Source organism: Cytobacillus firmus (assembly GCF_023715565.1).
Taxonomy (GTDB): Bacteria; Bacillota; Bacilli; order Bacillales; family Cytobacillaceae; genus Cytobacillus; species Cytobacillus firmus_C.
Genome location: NZ_JAMBOJ010000086.1, coordinates 1 through 16,169, shown reverse-complemented (window position 1 = coordinate 16,169; position 16,169 = coordinate 1). Strand labels below are relative to the sequence as shown.

General features: G+C 42.7%; 14 protein-coding genes and 12 tRNA genes. 1 reads left to right on the top strand and 25 read right to left on the bottom strand.

All coding sequences use genetic code 11. The annotated features are described in order from the left end of the window. Window positions 1-170: 170 nt before the first annotated feature. The 4 genes from nfsA to queG form a co-directional block, all read right to left on the bottom strand. Complete coding sequence (gene nfsA / locus M3205_RS23380; protein WP_251172077.1) at window positions 171-920, bottom strand: oxygen-insensitive NADPH nitroreductase; 750 nt, start codon at window positions 918-920, stop codon at window positions 171-173. Between the two features lie 99 nt (window positions 921-1,019). Further along, complete coding sequence (gene trmL / locus M3205_RS23375; RefSeq protein ID WP_251172076.1) at window positions 1,020-1,493, bottom strand: tRNA (uridine(34)/cytosine(34)/5-carboxymethylaminomethyluridine(34)-2'-O)-methyltransferase TrmL; 474 nt, start codon at window positions 1,491-1,493, stop codon at window positions 1,020-1,022. Between the two features lie 62 nt (window positions 1,494-1,555). Next, a complete protein-coding gene (locus tag M3205_RS23370) occupies window positions 1,556-2,434 on the bottom strand; it encodes an amidase domain-containing protein (RefSeq protein ID WP_251172075.1) in 879 nt (292 codons plus the stop codon). A 151-nt stretch (window positions 2,435-2,585) separates the two neighbouring features. Next, a complete protein-coding gene (queG, locus tag M3205_RS23365; RefSeq protein ID WP_251172074.1) occupies window positions 2,586-3,719 on the bottom strand; it encodes a tRNA epoxyqueuosine(34) reductase QueG in 1,134 nt (377 codons plus the stop codon). Window positions 3,720-3,827: 108 nt separating this feature from the next. Between queG and M3205_RS23360 the strand changes: the two genes are divergently transcribed. Next, window positions 3,828-4,496 carry a B3/B4 domain-containing protein gene (locus M3205_RS23360; RefSeq protein ID WP_251172073.1) on the top strand — a complete coding sequence of 223 codons (669 nt, stop codon included), beginning with the start codon at window positions 3,828-3,830 and terminating at the stop codon, window positions 4,494-4,496. Between the two features lie 117 nt (window positions 4,497-4,613). Here M3205_RS23360 and M3205_RS23355 read toward each other — a convergent pair. The 21 genes from M3205_RS23355 to M3205_RS23255 form a co-directional block, all read right to left on the bottom strand. Next, a tRNA-Gly gene (locus tag M3205_RS23355) sits at window positions 4,614-4,687 on the bottom strand. 301 nt (window positions 4,688-4,988) lie between these two features. Next, window positions 4,989-5,957, bottom strand: a complete 969-nt coding sequence (locus M3205_RS23350) for a sugar phosphate isomerase/epimerase family protein (RefSeq protein ID WP_251172072.1) — start codon at window positions 5,955-5,957, stop codon at window positions 4,989-4,991. Window positions 5,958-5,969: 12 nt separating this feature from the next. Then, window positions 5,970-6,995 (bottom strand): Gfo/Idh/MocA family protein, encoded by a 1,026-nt coding sequence (locus M3205_RS23345; RefSeq protein WP_251172071.1) that lies wholly within the window; start codon window positions 6,993-6,995, stop codon window positions 5,970-5,972. A gap of 9 nt (window positions 6,996-7,004) precedes the next feature. Continuing rightward, window positions 7,005-8,033 (bottom strand): Gfo/Idh/MocA family protein, encoded by a 1,029-nt coding sequence (locus tag M3205_RS23340; protein WP_251172070.1) that lies wholly within the window; start codon window positions 8,031-8,033, stop codon window positions 7,005-7,007. After that, window positions 8,030-8,773: a ThuA domain-containing protein gene (locus M3205_RS23335; protein ID WP_251172069.1), complete on the bottom strand. Its 744-nt coding sequence runs from the start codon at window positions 8,771-8,773 to the stop codon at window positions 8,030-8,032. The genes M3205_RS23340 and M3205_RS23335 overlap by 4 nt, the downstream gene beginning before the upstream one ends. 12 nt (window positions 8,774-8,785) lie before the next feature. Then, window positions 8,786-9,514, bottom strand: a complete 729-nt coding sequence (locus tag M3205_RS23330; RefSeq protein ID WP_251172068.1) for a response regulator transcription factor — start codon at window positions 9,512-9,514, stop codon at window positions 8,786-8,788. Next, window positions 9,492-11,306, bottom strand: coding sequence for a cache domain-containing sensor histidine kinase (locus M3205_RS23325; RefSeq protein ID WP_251172067.1), 1,815 nt, complete (start codon window positions 11,304-11,306; stop codon window positions 9,492-9,494). Before M3205_RS23325 ends, M3205_RS23330 begins: the two co-directional genes overlap by 23 nt. A 196-nt stretch (window positions 11,307-11,502) precedes the next feature. After that, window positions 11,503-12,786 carry an ABC transporter substrate-binding protein gene (locus tag M3205_RS23320; RefSeq protein WP_251172066.1) on the bottom strand — a complete coding sequence of 428 codons (1,284 nt, stop codon included), beginning with the start codon at window positions 12,784-12,786 and terminating at the stop codon, window positions 11,503-11,505. 69 nt (window positions 12,787-12,855) lie between these two features. Beyond that, window positions 12,856-13,683, bottom strand: coding sequence for a carbohydrate ABC transporter permease (locus tag M3205_RS23315; RefSeq protein WP_251172065.1), 828 nt, complete (start codon window positions 13,681-13,683; stop codon window positions 12,856-12,858). Next, window positions 13,683-14,624, bottom strand: coding sequence for a carbohydrate ABC transporter permease (locus M3205_RS23310; RefSeq protein WP_251172064.1), 942 nt, complete (start codon window positions 14,622-14,624; stop codon window positions 13,683-13,685). The genes M3205_RS23315 and M3205_RS23310 overlap by 1 nt, the downstream gene beginning before the upstream one ends. Window positions 14,625-14,950: 326 nt before the next feature. Then, a tRNA-Leu gene (locus M3205_RS23305) sits at window positions 14,951-15,032 on the bottom strand. A gap of 26 nt (window positions 15,033-15,058) precedes the next feature. Beyond that, window positions 15,059-15,147, bottom strand: a tRNA-Leu gene (locus tag M3205_RS23300). Window positions 15,148-15,175: 28 nt separating this feature from the next. After that, a tRNA-Cys gene (locus M3205_RS23295) sits at window positions 15,176-15,249 on the bottom strand. An 18-nt stretch (window positions 15,250-15,267) separates the two neighbouring features. Beyond that, a tRNA-Gly gene (locus M3205_RS23290) sits at window positions 15,268-15,342 on the bottom strand. 4 nt (window positions 15,343-15,346) lie between these two features. Next, window positions 15,347-15,421 (bottom strand) — tRNA-Gln (locus M3205_RS23285). A 57-nt stretch (window positions 15,422-15,478) separates the two neighbouring features. Continuing rightward, window positions 15,479-15,554: transfer RNA gene (locus M3205_RS23280), tRNA-His, on the bottom strand. An 11-nt stretch (window positions 15,555-15,565) separates the two neighbouring features. Next, window positions 15,566-15,639 (bottom strand) — tRNA-Trp (locus tag M3205_RS23275). Between the two features lie 7 nt (window positions 15,640-15,646). Next, window positions 15,647-15,730: transfer RNA gene (locus M3205_RS23270), tRNA-Tyr, on the bottom strand. 17 nt (window positions 15,731-15,747) lie between these two features. Further along, window positions 15,748-15,823 (bottom strand) — tRNA-Thr (locus M3205_RS23265). Window positions 15,824-15,839: 16 nt separating this feature from the next. Then, window positions 15,840-15,912 (bottom strand) — tRNA-Phe (locus tag M3205_RS23260). Window positions 15,913-16,047: 135 nt separating this feature from the next. Beyond that, window positions 16,048-16,124, bottom strand: a tRNA-Asp gene (locus M3205_RS23255). Window positions 16,125-16,169: the final 45 nt, after the last annotated feature.

The following is a 16,169-nucleotide window of genomic DNA, read 5'->3' as shown; positions in this document are numbered from 1 at the left end:
AGAAATGGCCTAGAAGATGACCTCGGAGAGGTCTATCATCATCTGAAAATGCTTCAAAGCCAATAAAATTCAAAAAAGAGGTCCGGAATGAGACTATTCCGAACCCCTTTTGTCTACAAACTGAAGCTGCTGATCTATTCAGCAGCTTTTTTTCTTATATCATTATACTCCTACCTTAAATCCATCTTGTTCTTCTGAACAAATTCCTTCATATACATCCGTGTCTGCTTTTCGAGCATGCCGGCAATCTGACTGGTCCATGTGTCTTTCCGCTTGCCGCCTGTACGCTCATCATAATACTCGGAAATAATCTTATTATAAACTTTCAGCTCTTCGCAGTAAGAAGCTTTATCCTGATTATATTCATTTTCATGATATATATGCTGAAGAGGCAGCCGCGGTTTTTTATCGTTCTTTTTGGAAGGATAGCCAACAGCCAGTCCAAACAAAGGAATCACACGATCAGGTGTTTTTAAGAGCTCAGCCACTGCCTCCAGATTGTTTCTTATTCCGCCAATATAGCAGATCCCTAGCCCCAGCGATTCTGCCGCAATAGCAGCATTCTGTGCAGCCAAGGCCGTATCAATGACAGCCACCATGAACTTCTCAGTGCTTTCAATTGATGGAATTACATTTTTATTTTCCATTTGTCCGATGATTTCATGACGATGCAGATCAGCACAAAACACGAAAAAATGGCCATTTTCAGCTACATAGTTCTGATTGCCTGCCACTTCAGCAAGTTTCGCTTTCTTTTCTTTATCTGTCACACCGATTATTGAATAGGCCTGGACAAAACTAGAAGTTGATGCAGCTTGAGCAGAAAGTACAATTGTTTCAATATGCTCTTTTGAAAGAGCCCTGTCTTCAAAATTCCGGACGGAACGATGGTCCATAAGCAAGTTGGTAACTTCATTCATCACATCTCATCCTTTCCATATGTACATTTTCATTTTACCCAGAGATGAAAGTTTTCTCCAAAGGAAAAGGCCTGATAATCATTCAGGCCGTGTGTTTTCCTATGTTAAATGTAAGTATTCCTGCTGTCGCAGTGCTTCATAGACAAGAATGGCAGCTGTGTTGGATAAGTTAAGCGAACGGATATTATCGTTAATTGGAACCTTTAATAAGCGCTCTTTGCTGCTTTCAATAACATCCTTTGGAAGACCGGCCGTTTCCTTGCCGAAAATAAAATAATAATCCTTATCGACTTTGCTATAGTCAAAAGTGGAATATGGCTTGGTGCCATCCTTTGTTAAGTAGAAGTATTCTCCATGTTCAGTGCTTTTAAAAAAATCGTCCAATGAATCATGATAAACAATTTTTACAAATTGCCAGTAATCCAAGCCTGCCCGCTTCAGCATTTTATCATCTGTTGAAAAGCCGAGCGGCCGGATCAGATGCAATGTCGTATCAGTAGCCGCGCAGGTACGGGCTATATTGCCTGTGTTGGCCGGAATTTCCGGCTGATATAATACTACATGCAATCCCACTTTTTTCACCTCTAAATTAAATCTGCATGTGTTATTATATCACGTTGAAATCACCATACAAATTACTGATCATCGGTAATTGTCAAAAATTTATACTTAATATTTGGTGTATAAGCTGTTGAATCTTCATAAGCCCAATAACGCATTCGGCAGTTATAGGTGTGAGCATTGACGAGGGGCATTCCTGATGCATCTTTGCCCGTCACGATCGTTGTATGGTCAAAACGTCCGTCTCCCTGGAAATCATAGCAAATGACATCTCCTATTAAAAGCTGATCCGGACTGGAAACTTCCTCAGCCCTCAACCCTGTATTTGAACTGGGCAGATACCATCGCATTGAGTTAGCTACTGTCCAACTGTAGCTCCAATTCCCGCTTCTCATCCACCAGCCTTTTCCGCGGTTGGGGTATCCCCTCATCGGGCCGCCGCCTGCATGAAGGCACTGGGAAATATAATTGGTGCAATCCACATCAAATTTCTTATAGGCCGGATTATAAGTGTTCCACCATTTTTCTGCATATTGTACAGCCTTCATGCGGTCATATTCATACTCATACCTTTCTTCCTCTTCAAATTCCCGGGCTAAAGGCGCTTCTTCTGTTTTACTATCTTTAAAAGGATTTTTCTCCCGGTCTTCAACAAATACTCCTTTATAGAAGTCGGCTGTCCGCTCTTCAATCTCTTCCTCCATATAAATTATGCCTTTTTGTTTAATTAAATATTTGAAGTGAACTCTATATTCAACGGGAGTCACATCTTCCTTCTCTATACCGATACTGATAACTTTTCCGGCTGCCTGTGCTTTCACAATCTCACCGGAGCGGCCGGAAAGAGATTCTTTCTTTTTTTCAATTTTAGGGCATGTATGAATTGAACTTCTTGAATGGGAAACGCACTGCTGCACTCTTTTCTTTAACAGTTCATGAAGCTGATCCCTCAAGCACCTCACTCCTCTCCTATTCAATACATATGAGAGGATGCAAAGGACTTTGCTTAATTTTTCGCTCAATTCCGCAGTAAATCAACGGGCCGGCCAGTTAATGCGATCATACAGAAAAAAAGCCATAAAAAAGAGAGGGGTTTTTGCCCCCTCATTGTTCAAAAAAACTTAAGCCCTTTTCTATTTCAGCAATGACTTCTCGGTCTTTCTCCTTCTGCAATGCCTGTTTTAGTGCAGGCAGTGATTTATCCCCGCCTATTTTCCCGAGTGCCCATGCGGCCGTTCCCCGGATCACCGGCCTCGGATCTTCTTTCATAACTTTAATCAGATCTTCTGCCGCTGTCTCATCTTTGTAGTGAGCAAGGGCGATGATAGCATTTCGCTGGATCGGCTTTTTCCCTCTCCAGGAACCTGACACAGGACCATATTTTTCTTTGAATTCACGATTGCTGATAAATAGAAGCGGCCTTAAAAGCGGCTTTGCCACTTCTGGATTCGGCTCCATTTCATCATGCAGATGAAAATCCTTGCCTTTATTTTCAGGACAAACGGTTTGACAGGTGTCACACCCATAAAGCCTGTTCCCCAGCTTTTCTCTATATGGATCTGCAAGAAAGCCCTTTGTCTGTGTCAAAAAGGCGATGCATTTCTGTGCATCAAGCTGGCCTCCCTGAATTAAAGCACCTGTCGGGCAGACCTCAACACATTTATTACAGCTTCCGCATTTGTCTTCCATTGGCCTATCCGGCTCAAAAGGCAGATTGGTTATCATTTCTCCGAGATAAACATACGATCCGAATTCCGGTGTGATGATGGAACAGTTTTTTCCGCTCCAGCCGATACCAGCACGCTGCGCTACAGCCCGGTCCACCAGCTCTCCTGTATCCACCATGGATTTGCAAATGGCCTCAGGAATTCTTGACTGAATGAACTCCTCAAGCTTTTGCAGACGTTCCCTCAGGATATGATGATAGTCTTTCCCCCATGAAGCCCGGCAGAAAATTCCCCTTCTTTCACCTCTTTTGCTGACAACCCTGACCTTCATTTTGGAAGGGTAAGCAACTGCAATTGAGATAATAGATCTGGGCTTATCCATTAGCAGGCCGGGATTCACCCTCTTCTCAATATCAGGTTCCTCAAATCCTGACTGATAGTGAAGCTCCTGCTGGCGAATCAGCCTGTTTTTCATTTCATCAAAAGTACCCGCTGTCGTATAACCAATCTTATCAATGCCTATTGTTTTGCTGTATTCAATCACTTCCTGCTTGAATTGTGCAAAGTCCATTGTTTTACCTCCTTTCGTGGAAATTTAATTTTATATGAAAGTCTTTAATTTATTGAATTACCGTTTATTATGATAAACTATTTTAAAGTAATTTTGGAGGTGGAAAGCATGGAAATTAAGATAGCTCCAGAGTTGTTCAAATTATTGCCCCATTTTAAAATCGGATTTATTACATATAAAAATATCGAAGTCGGACAATCTCCTCAAATGGTAAAGGGCAGACTCCAATTATTTCAGGAATCTATTTATTTCGATTTAGAGGATAAGAGTGTTACAGAATTTGAAGGGATCAAGGAATGGCGGCAGATCTTCAAAACAGCAGGCAAGGATCCGAACCGCTATCGCCACTCTGCTGAAGCACTGTACAGAAGAATTCAAAAACAAAATTACCTTCAGCCGGTCAACAGCTCCATCGATATTAACAATTTCTTTTCCCTGGAATACCAAATACCGATCGGTGTATATGATGCCGATAAGCTTTCAGGCCATCTGACTATCAGGTTAGGCAAAGAAGGCGAAGAATATAACGGCTTAAACGGAAGACTCAATTCCCTGGCCAATTTAATTATCAGTGAAGATGCGGAAGGGCCATTTGGCAGCCCGTTTGTGGACTCTGAAAGGACAGCTGTCACCGAACAGACTAAAAATGCCGTTCAAATTGTATATTTGCGCCCTTCTCTGGAAATCGAAAAGGCTGAAAAAATGACAGAGTCGTTAATGAACATGTACACTCAAGTGCATGGCGGAGAAGGAAGCTTTAAGGTGATTGGAAGCTAGACACTTCTATAGAAATCGTGTGGAATCTGGGATCCCGCCCGATTTTTTCATAGCCGACGAACATGAAAAAACGCAATACCTCGTTCTTTTTGAACGAAACACTGCGTTGGCTATGTATGGAGCGGGTGAAGGGAATCGAACCCTCATCATCAGCTTGGAAGGCTGAGGTTTTACCACTAAACTACACCCGCATTTGTATATAATTATTAGCTACTGACTTTTTCCCGTTCTTGCATGCCTCTTCCTCTAAAAGCTGAGTCAAGGAAGTCTTTGCGTCGAGGCAACTCGAAGCCAATTCATGGATGTGTCGCTCGTGGCTGAGGTTTTACCACTAAACTACATCCGCATTTGTGAATGTATATTCAATCATAAAACTAATATGAATAAACTTTTTGTCGAATCAACTATTTAATAATACTAAATTCAGCGTGAATGGTCAACCCTTATTGAGAAATTTGTCGAAAAACAGAGAGGGGCTATTTCCCCTCTCGCTTATACCCACCACATTTCCGAAGGCTGCTCTTCGATTAAGATGGATTTAAGATTCCTTACTGCTCTTGTAAACCCTTCTTCAATCGACATAAGCGGATCTTCATGCTCGATGCTGACAACGTAGTCATAACCAAACGTGCGCAAGGCGCTCATCATATCGGACCATTCCTGCAGGCTGTGTCCGCACCCGACTGACCTGAATGTCCACGCCCTGGTCTGGACATTGCCATACGGCTGCATATCCGTTAACCCGTACATGTTCACATTTTCCTGGTCAATATAGGTATCTTTAGCATGAAAATGATGAATGGCATTTTCTTTTCCCAGTATCTTAATTGCTGCCACAGGGTCAATGCCCTGCCACCATAAATGGCTGGGATCCAGATTGGCTCCAATCGCGTCACATGTTTCTTCCCTTAATTTTAAAAGTGTGTAAGGCGTGTGCACTAGGAATCCTCCATGCAGTTCGAGACCGATTTTAACATTATGGTCTTTGGCAAATTGCCCTACTTTCTTCCAGTAAGGAATGAGCTTCTCCTCCCATTGCCATTTCAGCACTTCTCCATACTCATTCGGCCACGGTGCGACCGGCCAATTCGGATGCTTTGCCCCTTCTCCGTCTCCTGCAGTGCCGGAAAAACAGTTAACGACCGGAACATTCATTAAGCTCGCTAACTTAATTGTGTCGTATAATACACGGTCCGATTCCTCTGCAAATGCTTTATCAGGTGAGATCGGATTGCCATGACAGCTGAATGCGCTGATTTCCAGTCCCCTCCACAAAACCTTGTTAAGGTAATCCTCTCGAAGTTCATCGCTTTCCAAAAGCTCCTGCAGGCTGCAATGAGCGTTACCGGGATATGCTCCTGTTCCGATTTCAACAGCTTTAAGACCTGCAGCTTTCACCTGATCGAGCATATCCTCAAAACTTTTGTCAGCAAATAATACGGTAAATACGCCGAGCTTCACAAAATCCCCTCCCTAATATAATTCTCGTTTGCTGCTGTAGATGGCATCGATGATCCTGGTTGTCTGCAGTGCTTCTTCTGCTTTAACCATAAATTCTTGCCTGCCCAAACAGCTGTTAATAAAGTTCCGTGCCTGTGTTAATGCATAGTCATCTTCTCCCGGAAGCCACTCTGAACGAGTATTCAAGAGCATTCCATATTTGGATTGATTCAAACGGAAAGGGAATAACTCAATCCCTCCATGCTCCCCTGAAAGACTGAGGCTTTCATCATCCCTTTCAATATTGGCAGACCAGGAAGTCTCAAAAAGAAGGGAAGCGCCATTCGAAAATTTTATATAAGCTGTCACATGATCATCTACATTAAAGGATTGATGGTCAATGCTGCCCCACAGATTCACCTGATCAGGCATTTTGCTTAATCTGTTATAAGCTGTACCGGATACCTCCGTTTCCGCAGGATTACCAAGAAGCCAAAGCGAGAGGTCAAGCAAATGGCACCCATAATCAATCAAGCTTCCGCCGCCCTGGAGTTCCTTATTGGTAAAAACACCCCAGCCCGGTACCTTTCTTCTTCTCATCGCTCTTGCCCTGGCTGCAAACGGTATGCCTATTTCATTTTCTGAAATGAGTTTTTTAGCAGCCTGTGCCTCTTTCATAAACCGGTAGTGATAAGCAATGGCCAATACCTTCCCGGACCTGTCTCTTGCCTCGATCATTTCCCTGCACTCTGCTGTTGTCATGGCCATCGGCTTCTCACACAAAACATGCAGCCCGGCCTCCAGCGCAGCAACAGTAATTTCAGCATGAAACTTATTCGGTGTACAAATGACTACAGCATCTGTTTCATTGAATAATTCTTTATAATCTGTAAAAACGTTGCTGATTCCAAATTTTTTTGCAGCCTGCAGTGCAGTATCTTCATTCACATCACAGATAGCTGTTATGGAAGCACTGTCCGATAATTTCATTAACACGGGAATATGACGGGATTGGGCAATTCCGCCAGCACCGATAATTCCGATTCGAAGTTTCTTCATGGACTCACCTCAACTGATTCTGACAATCTGCTTGGTTTCGCTGGACTCCAGGGCAGCCAGAATCACCTGGAGCGACTTCATCCCCTCGGAACCGGAGATGGCAGGCTCCTGTTCATTTAGAATACATTCAACAAAATGGTCAATGACACCTGAACTCTTTTGACCGCCTTCTTCATTTGTCTGAATTCCGCCGAGCTCGTACTTCACTGTTTCACCATTTACATACTGAACAATGAGAGAGTGCACCGAATCATCCTCCAGTCTCAAAATCGCCTTCTCACCATAAATTATTGTAGAATTGTCTTCTTTAGATACGTAAGACCAGCTTGCAGCCAATGTACCGATCACACCGCTCTCCGTTTTCAAAACGCATACGGCTGTATCATCGACATCAGCATCCATTTTAGCACTCGTTTCGACAAATGCTCCGACCTCAGCAAACTCTTCACCCAGCAGGTAACGCAAGAGGTCCGTCTTATGGACACCAAGGTCACCCATCGCCCCAATAAAAGCCTGATCCTTTTTGAAGAACCAACTTTTTTTGCCATCTGCACTCCATCCCTCCGGCCCGCCATGGCCAAAAGCTGTCCGGAAACTGTAGATTTTTCCTGCATCACCTCTTGCAATCAATTCCTTTGCTTTTTTATGAGACGGAACAAAGCGCTGATTATGAGCAATCATTAACTTCTTTCCACTTTTTCGGGCTGCCTCTATCATGTCCTCTGCCTCTTCCTTAGTTGTGGCCATTGGCTTTTCACATAAAACATGCTTGCCCTCGTTCAATGCTGCAACTGAAATAGGGGCATGCAGATAATTCGGGGTACAGACACTCACTGCATCTATATCCTTATCAGCTAACAAATCCCTATAATCGGTGTATGCCTTCACCTCGTAAAGGTCAGCAAATCCTTTTGCACGTTCTTCATTAATATCACATACTGCTGCAATGACAGCCCTGCTGCTTGCATGATATTCAGGCATGTGCCGATGCTTGGCTATACTTCCGCATCCAATGATCCCAATCTTGAGTTTTTTCATTTTAATTCCACTCCTTCATGTTTCACACTGATTCTCTCAAGCGGCTTCGCATTTCCATAGACCGGTACCGGAAGATCAGCCGGTTTCGCCCACTTAACCGCATTTTTTATTACCTTCTGAACGTCCTTATGATAATAGGTTGGATACGTTTCATGCCCCGGGCGGAAATAAAAGATTCTTCCCTTTCCCCTCTTGTATGTACAGCCGCTCCGAAAAACTTCCCCGCCTTCAAACCAGCTCACCATAACTAGCTCATCCGGTGCAGGAATATCAAAATGTTCTCCATACATCTCTTCTTTTTCAAGCTCAATATATTCTCCAAGTCCTTCTGCAATCGGATGGCTCGGGTCTACAATCCAAATTCGTTCCTTTTCATCCGCTTCTCTCCACTTTAAATCACAGGAAGTTCCCATCAGCACTTTAAAAATTTTAGAAAAATGGCCTGAATGAAGGACAATCAGCCCCATTCCATCAAGAACTCTTTGTTTTACTTTTTCGACGATTGCATCTCCAACTTCCTCATGCGCCAGATGCCCCCACCAGACTAAAACGTCTGTTTCCTGTAAAACAGCATCACTGAGTCCATGTTCGGACTCATCCAGTGTCGCTGTCTTTACTTTGAGTTCTTCTCCATTTAAAAAATCCGCAATGGCACCATGGATGCCATGTGGATAGACTGTCCTTACCTTTTTATCCTTTTGTTCATGCCGATTCTCATTCCAGACAAGCACATTAATCATTAATCTTCCTCCTTAGCTCATACTTCTATATTCATTAGGGGAAATTCCCTCTGTCTTTTTAAAGACTTTGCTAAAATACTTTTCATCCTGATAGCCAACCTGGAAAGCAATCTCATAGATTTTCATTTTAGGATTCTGCAAAAGCTCCTTGGCCTTGTTCATTCGGACATTCGTTATAAAGTCTGTAATAGTTGCCTTATATTCCTGTTTAAACTTCCTGGAAATGTACTCCCTGCTTAAATAAAACCTGTCTGCAATTTCCTGCAGGTTAATATCTTTGCTATAGCTTTCCAGCAGAAACTGTTCTATTTGCTGAATCACATTCATCTCCCTATATTGCTCCTGCCTGCATTCTTCTGGAGAATTTTGCTGCTTCCATTCTTCAATGGCATTCTCTAGGATTTCATTCAAAATGTCCGGATCGATAGGCTTCAAGATATAATCAAAGCTTTTATAACAGATGGCATTCCTCATATAGTCAAAATCATCATAGCCGCTGACAACAATCGTCTTGCTGGATAGATCTGAAGAATGTATCCATTTTAAAAGGCTTATGCCATCTCTCTTTGGCATGCTCATATCTGTGAATATGATTTCCGGGCGATGCTCTTTAATCAGCTTTATGGCCTCATTTCCATCTGCCGCCTCCATGATCGTGTCAATCCCGAAGCGGCTCCACTCTCCCAGAAGCATTAAGCCTTCCCGCACATGCTGTTCATCATCCACAATAATTGCTTTCATCTTTTCCACCTTCCATCCTTTTTGGAAGTTTAATAGAAACAAGCAGCCCGCCCTGCTCAAGGTTCTTAAGCTGCAGGTAAGTTCGTCTGCCATAATAAAGTTTTAACCGGACATAAACATTCTTTAGTCCGATATTCATTGACTCTCCCTTATGCCCTATTCTGTCATTCATCAAAAACCTCTGGATTTCCTCCAGCCTGCTCACCGACACACCTGTACCATTATCCTCAATTAGAATATCCAGATAAAATTCATCCTGTATGCAGGTTATTTTAACCTCTCCAGTTTTTTCGCGTGCATCAAAGCCGTGCTTAAAGTAATTCTCCACTAAAGGCTGTAAAATCATTTTCGGGACAGGAAACTGCAATGCTTCTTCATCAAGCTGAAAATTGAACTGAAGCTGATCACCAAACCGCTCCTTTTGCAGCAGGAGGTAGGCCTTGGTATGCTCGATCTCTTTTTGAAGAGGAACCATTCCCTCCTCCATATTCATGCTGTACCTCATGATTTTTGAAAGGCGGGTAACAGAAGAATAAATTTGCGGACCTTGATTTTTCAAGGCCGCAGTGCCAATTGACTGCAATGCATTGTATAAAAAATGCGGATTAACCTGTGACTGCAGAACCTTAAGCTGATTTGTCTTATTTTCAAGCTGAAGCTTATACTCCCGATTAATCAGATCATTTATTTTATCGATCATTTGCCTGAATCTATCTCCGAGATAACCAATCTCATCATGGCCGAAAGATTTAAAACGGACATCGAGATTCCCCTTTTCAACCTGGTCAATATTTTTCAGGAGGATTCTGATGGGTGAGGTAATTCTGACGGAAATAAATAACGTGGAGAGAATAACCAGGCACAGCCCGATAACACCAAACATGATATTGATTTTCGCCACATTGAATGCACTTTCATATAAAGTGGTATATGGAACCCGCTTAACAAGATACCAGCCGCCTGAATTTTGCGATAATTGATCATATATCATTACACCGCTGAAGGTATCTTCCTCCCATTCAGCCGTGCCACTTTCTTTATTTGCCCCTATCACCCAATCAATCCACTCAGGCGTTTTATCTCCATTTTCAGCTTCATTCGTTGAACGGTAGATCATGTCACCTTCAGGAGATATAATATAGAATTCTTCATTTTCTCCCGAATAAAGATTGCGGCTGATATTGGTTATTTGATCCGGTGAAAACTCCAATGATATATAGGCCAACAGATCATCCGCCGGAATATTGATTAAAGACCGGTGAAGCGTAATTACATTCTCCGGCTTCTTTTCATCAGGACCCTTAATCTTATGGACGGGCTCTAGAAACATATTGTTTGGACTTTGTTCCGCTTTTTCGTAATATTCCTGATTGGCATTTGTCAGCCGTTTTGAAAAAACAACAGTCGAGCGGCGGGACGCTGTTATGAGCCGATCTTCCTTTGCAACTGCAATATTAACACGTTTGATATTTTCCTCAGCATACAATATGGTCGAAATGACATTTCTTACAGCTTCGACAGCCTGATAGTTATTTTCCTTCCTAGGATCCTTTAAAAAGTTTATAAAACCCGGATTATTGTAGAGAGAGAGTGTCAGTCCATCCAGTTCATTTATGTACCCCTCCAGGTTCACTTTTCCTTGATATAATAAGTTGCTATTTTCTTTAATGGCCTGACCCTTCAAGGATTCGGCTGTATGATAGTAAGTGATGATAATGGACGCCCCAAATGGAACAATTGTGGCAACCATTAATAGAACGATCAGTTTATTTCTAATGCTCCTTTTGAACATTTACATCCCCCGCTGCTATCTCTTTTACAATAGTATAAAGCAACTTCCCTTTTTGGAGATGTCTTTTTTGCTATAGGATTTTCCAGATTATCAAGTGAAACTTCAATTAAAGGGGGTCTTACTGCCAGTTAGACTGCGATAAAAATAGAAAACAGAAAGCATATCTTCTGCAGACATGCTTCCCGTTTCACCAAATTTATTTCAAGTTATCCCAGGATGCCTGGAAGCGCTCAACAACCGTATCATAATCAATTTTTCCGGCAGCATATTCCTGGATGGTTGCAGCAAACTCTTTATTCGCACCATCCGGCCATCTGAACCATGTCCAAGGAATCGTTTTCTCCTCCTTAGAATACTCAAGAATATGCTTTCCAAGCGGCCCTAAACCGGTTGGTTCAATATTGTCAAAAGCTGGAATGAAAGCAAACTCTTCTGTGATATAACGCTTGCCTGTTTCAGATGAAACCATCCAGTCAAGGAATAACTTGGCTTCTTCAAGATGCTCAGAGTTTTTGTTAAGAACCCAGTTGTTTGGCACGCCTACCGGTAAACGGTCTGCATCTGCTTCGTCATCAGTCAGCGGAATCGGAAGGAATCCCATATTTATATCAGGGTCAATTTCAAGTATCATGTTCTCTGTCCAGTTCCCCTGCTGAAGCATGGCTGTTTTGCCGGAAGCAAATAGTGTGACTTGCGTATTGTAATCAGTTGTTAACGGATTGTCATTTCCAAAGTTAATTTCAGTATCAAGTACTTCTTTAAATTCTTTAAATTTATCATTGCCGATTAACTTTTCAGATCCGCTATATAAGCCTTCGATAAATGCAACTGGATCCTCCTGCTGTGCAAACGGAATGTTTAACAAATGCTGTCCAATGACCCACCACTCACCGTAACCGGCAGAGAAAGGGGTAATTCCTTTATCTTCGAGCTTTTTAGCAGCATCCTTCAGTTCAGAAATTGTATTAGGCGGTTCAGTAATTCCCGCTTCTTTGAATAAATCCTTGTTATAAATAAACCCGTAACCTTCCAGGTTTACCGGCATTCCATAAAGCTTGCCATCTGTATCGGTCGTTGGAACCTTACCAATTGGAAGCACATGCTCTGCCCACGGCTCGTTTGAAAGGTCAGCAAGATGCTCTTTCCAAAGCTCAAGTTCCTTAAATCCGCCATTGTTAAAGATGTCAGGTTGTTCTCCGGAAGCAAATTTCGCTTTTAATGCGGCACCATAGTCAGCTCCACCTCCGACAGACTCAAGCTTAATCTTAATATTTGGATGCTCTTTTTCGAATTCGCCAATCATTTCCTGAAGCTGATCGGCAATCTCCACTTTAAATTGGAACATGTTCAGTGTTACCACTTCATCACCATTCTTTGAATCATCTTTAGGCTTTTCATCCCCTGAACTGGAAGAAGAACAGCCCGCCATAATGCCGGCCATCAGAATCAATGACAGCAGTAATAGAGCAAAGCGTTTCATTTTGTTTCCCCCCTGAATAATTTTTTATATAAACTTTCACAGTCCCTTTGGCCGCAAAAGTTTCTACAACTACTTAATTGACCCTTGTGCAATGCCTTTTATTATATGCTTTTGCAGGAATAGGAAGAAAATGATGACCGGTGTAATACCCATCACAAGGGCAGCCAGTCCCATGTCCCACTGCTTTGTATATTGTGCGAAGAATGAGCTTGTGGCCAAAGGGATTGTCCTAAGCTCTGCATCCTGAAGCACCAGGAGCGGCAGGAGATAGTCATTCCAGATCCACAATGTATTTAGAATGACAACCGTTACAGTAATTGGCTTCAGAAGCGGAAACACAATTCTCCAAAAGACGCCAAACTGGCTGCATCCATCAATTCGGGCTGACTCTTCAATCTCGATTGGAACTGTTTTAATAAAACCGTGATAAAGGAAAAGTGATAATGGTACACCAAAGCCAAAGTACATAATGATGAGACCAGGTATGCTGTTTGTCAGATTCAGCGTGCCTCCGAGTTTCATCAGAGGAATCATAACGGTCTGGAATGGAATAACCATTGCAGATACAAATAAAGCAAACAGGATTTTGCTGAATTTCCCCGGAGTCCTGACCATCTTCCAGGCAGCCATAGAACTGATGACAACCAGTCCAATATTGCTGATTACCGTTATTATAAGCGAATTCCAGAAAGCCCGAGGAAAATTAATGATATCCCATACCTTCAGATAATTGGAGAATAAAAATTCCTGCGGCCATGCTGCAGCATCAATCAAGATATCTGCAAAGCCTTTTACAGAATTAATAAACACGAAGTAAAAAGGAATGAGGAATATGATTCCTAATACGATTCCTATGATCTCCAACAATAGCGTAACTTTCGTATATCTGGGATTCATTATGCCTCAACCTCCCTTTTCTTCGTCATCATCACCTGAACCGTTGTAAAAATGGCTACCACAAGGAAGAATAAAATCGATTTTGCGGTACCAAGTCCATACCGGTTATTCTGGAATGCCTCCTGATAAATGTTAATCGCAACCGATTGTGTCGAATTAAATGGTCCGCCGCCTGTCAGTGAAATATTTAGGTCAAAAATCTTAAATGCCATGGATATTGTTAAAAAGAAACAAATCGTGAACGCCGGTAAGATAAGCGGAACGATTATTTTTGTCAGCAGTGTCCAGCTTGATGCGCCATCGATTCTTGCCGCTTCCAGCAGAGTCTGATCAACCCCTTGCAGTGCTGCAATATAAATAACCATCATATATCCGCTGATCTGCCAGGCAAACACAATTACAATGCCCCAGAATGCTGTGGTCTCATCTCCGAGCCATGGAAGCTTAAAAATGGAAAGATCTGTTAGATTACCGATAGCAGCAAACCCTTTAACAAAAATAAACTGCCAGATGAACCCAAGCAATAATCCCCCTATAACATTCGGAATAAAAAACACAGTCCTCAATATATTCCTGGACTTCAAGGCTGCGTTTAATAATAATGCAAGCCCAAACCCTAGTAAATTACTAATAATAACCGAAGCTAACATAAATTTAGTAGTAAAAATAAAGGAATCAAAAAACTTGGGATCACTCTTGAAAATCTTAATATAATTTTCTAGCCCAACCCACTCAACCACAGAACTAACACCATTCCAGGACGTAAAGGAATAATATATTCCCATCAGGAAAGGAATGATCTGTATCACCAGGAAAAAAATTAATGCAGGTCCTACAAATGCAAGGTATGTTAAGAATTTTTTCAAATTTGCTTTCTTCCTGGAAACTATTTTAATCTCTGACTTAGTTGCCTGTTCTCCAATTTCTATCTTTGTCTCCAACTCTCTTCACCGCCCCCTTATCTCCTGAAAACGCTTTCCTTAATTATATTTGAAACCGTTTGCATATATAGGCGACTGAATTGACTAAAAGGTGCAATATTTTGACTTTTTTCAAAAGATCAAGTGTCTAATCTTTATTTCGGAGCAGCCTTCCGAATAGTTCAGAACCCTTTTCGAAACCACCCTCTGAACCGTTCGGAACCTGAGTTGGAACAACTAGTCACAATCAGAAAAGGCAGCATTGATGATTGATGTCGTCAAGTTTAACAGGAAGATAATTTCAAACAGAAAAAAAGGTTTCCCAAATGGGAAACCTTTTTTTCAGATACCGGTGGCCGGGGTCGAACCGGCACTCCAGAAGGAACACGATTTTGAGTCGTGCGCGTCTGCCAATTCCGCCACACCGGCATATTAAAATGATGTATTAAATCTTGTGGTGCCGAGGACCGGAATCGAACCGGTACGGTAGTCACCTACCGCAGGATTTTAAGTCCTGTGCGTCTGCCAGTTCCGCCACCCCGGCGTATATCAGCGAATCAAGATTTAGATTATGGAGGCGGCAACCGGATTCGAACCGGTGGTAAAGGTTTTGCAGACCTCTGCCTTACCACTTGGCTATGCCGCCATAAAAACAAAGAAATTCTGGAGCGGAAGACGGGATTCGAACCCGCGACCCCCACCTTGGCAAGGTGATGTTCTACCACTGAACTACTTCCGCAAAATGGCTGGGCTAGCAGGATTCGAACCTGCGAGTGACGGAGTCAAAGTCCGGTGCCTTACCGCTTGGCTATAGCCCAATGATCATTTGATAATACATTTATATGAGAGTTATAGTTGTACTGTTACATAAAAAATGGGGCGACTGATGGGAATCGAACCCACGAGTGTCGGAGCCACAATCCGATGCGTTAACCACTTCGCCACAGCCGCCTTAATATTATTGGCAGGGGTAGCAGGAATCGAACCCACATCAAAGGTTTTGGAGACCTTCGTTTTACCGTTAAACTATACCCCTATATAAATGGTGGAGGGGGGCAGATTCGAACTGCCGAACCCGAAGGAGCGGATTTACAGTCCGCCGCGTTTAGCCACTTCGCTACCCCTCCATATTAACATAAAAAAATGGTGCCGGCGAGAGGACTTGAACCCCCAACCTACTGATTACAAGTCAGTTGCTCTACCAATTGAGCTACACCGGCTAATCACATAAAAAGGTGGCTCAGGACGGAATCGAACCGCCGACACAAGGATTTTCAGTCCTTTGCTCTACCGACTGAGCTACTGAGCCATATTAAGATACTTTGCCTAAATAAAATTTGGCTTCGTCCTTCGTCCCGATTTATCAATCGGTACGCTGAAGTCTTTCAAGGTAGCTTATTCGGTCGTGCTCTACCGACTGAGCTACTGAGCCTAATATAAAAAATGGCGGTCCGGACGGGACTCGAACCCGCGACCTCCTGCGTGACAGGCAGGCATTCTAACCAACTGAACTACCGGACCGGATTGCGGGGGCAGGATTTGAACCTGCGACCTTCGGGTTATGAG

Bases quoted from the DNA above. Each gene is read 5' to 3' on its own strand.
- nfsA (WP_251172077.1), bottom strand. From the start codon at position 920: ATGAATGAAGTTACCAACTTGCTTATGGACCATCGTTCCGTCCGGAAT.
- queG (WP_251172074.1), bottom strand. From the start codon at position 3,719: ATGGACTTTGCACAATTCAAGCAGGAAGTGATTGAATACAGCAAAACA.
- M3205_RS23360 (WP_251172073.1), top strand. From the start codon at position 3,828: ATGGAAATTAAGATAGCTCCAGAGTTGTTCAAATTATTGCCCCATTTT.
- M3205_RS23345 (WP_251172071.1), bottom strand. From the start codon at position 6,995: ATGAAGAAACTTCGAATCGGAATTATCGGTGCTGGCGGAATTGCCCAA.
- M3205_RS23340 (WP_251172070.1), bottom strand. From the start codon at position 8,033: ATGAAAAAACTCAAGATTGGGATCATTGGATGCGGAAGTATAGCCAAG.
- M3205_RS23335 (WP_251172069.1), bottom strand. From the start codon at position 8,773: ATGATTAATGTGCTTGTCTGGAATGAGAATCGGCATGAACAAAAGGAT.
- M3205_RS23330 (WP_251172068.1), bottom strand. From the start codon at position 9,514: ATGAAAGCAATTATTGTGGATGATGAACAGCATGTGCGGGAAGGCTTA.
- M3205_RS23325 (WP_251172067.1), bottom strand. From the start codon at position 11,306: ATGTTCAAAAGGAGCATTAGAAATAAACTGATCGTTCTATTAATGGTT.
- M3205_RS23320 (WP_251172066.1), bottom strand. From the start codon at position 12,786: ATGAAACGCTTTGCTCTATTACTGCTGTCATTGATTCTGATGGCCGGC.
- M3205_RS23315 (WP_251172065.1), bottom strand. From the start codon at position 13,683: ATGAATCCCAGATATACGAAAGTTACGCTATTGTTGGAGATCATAGGA.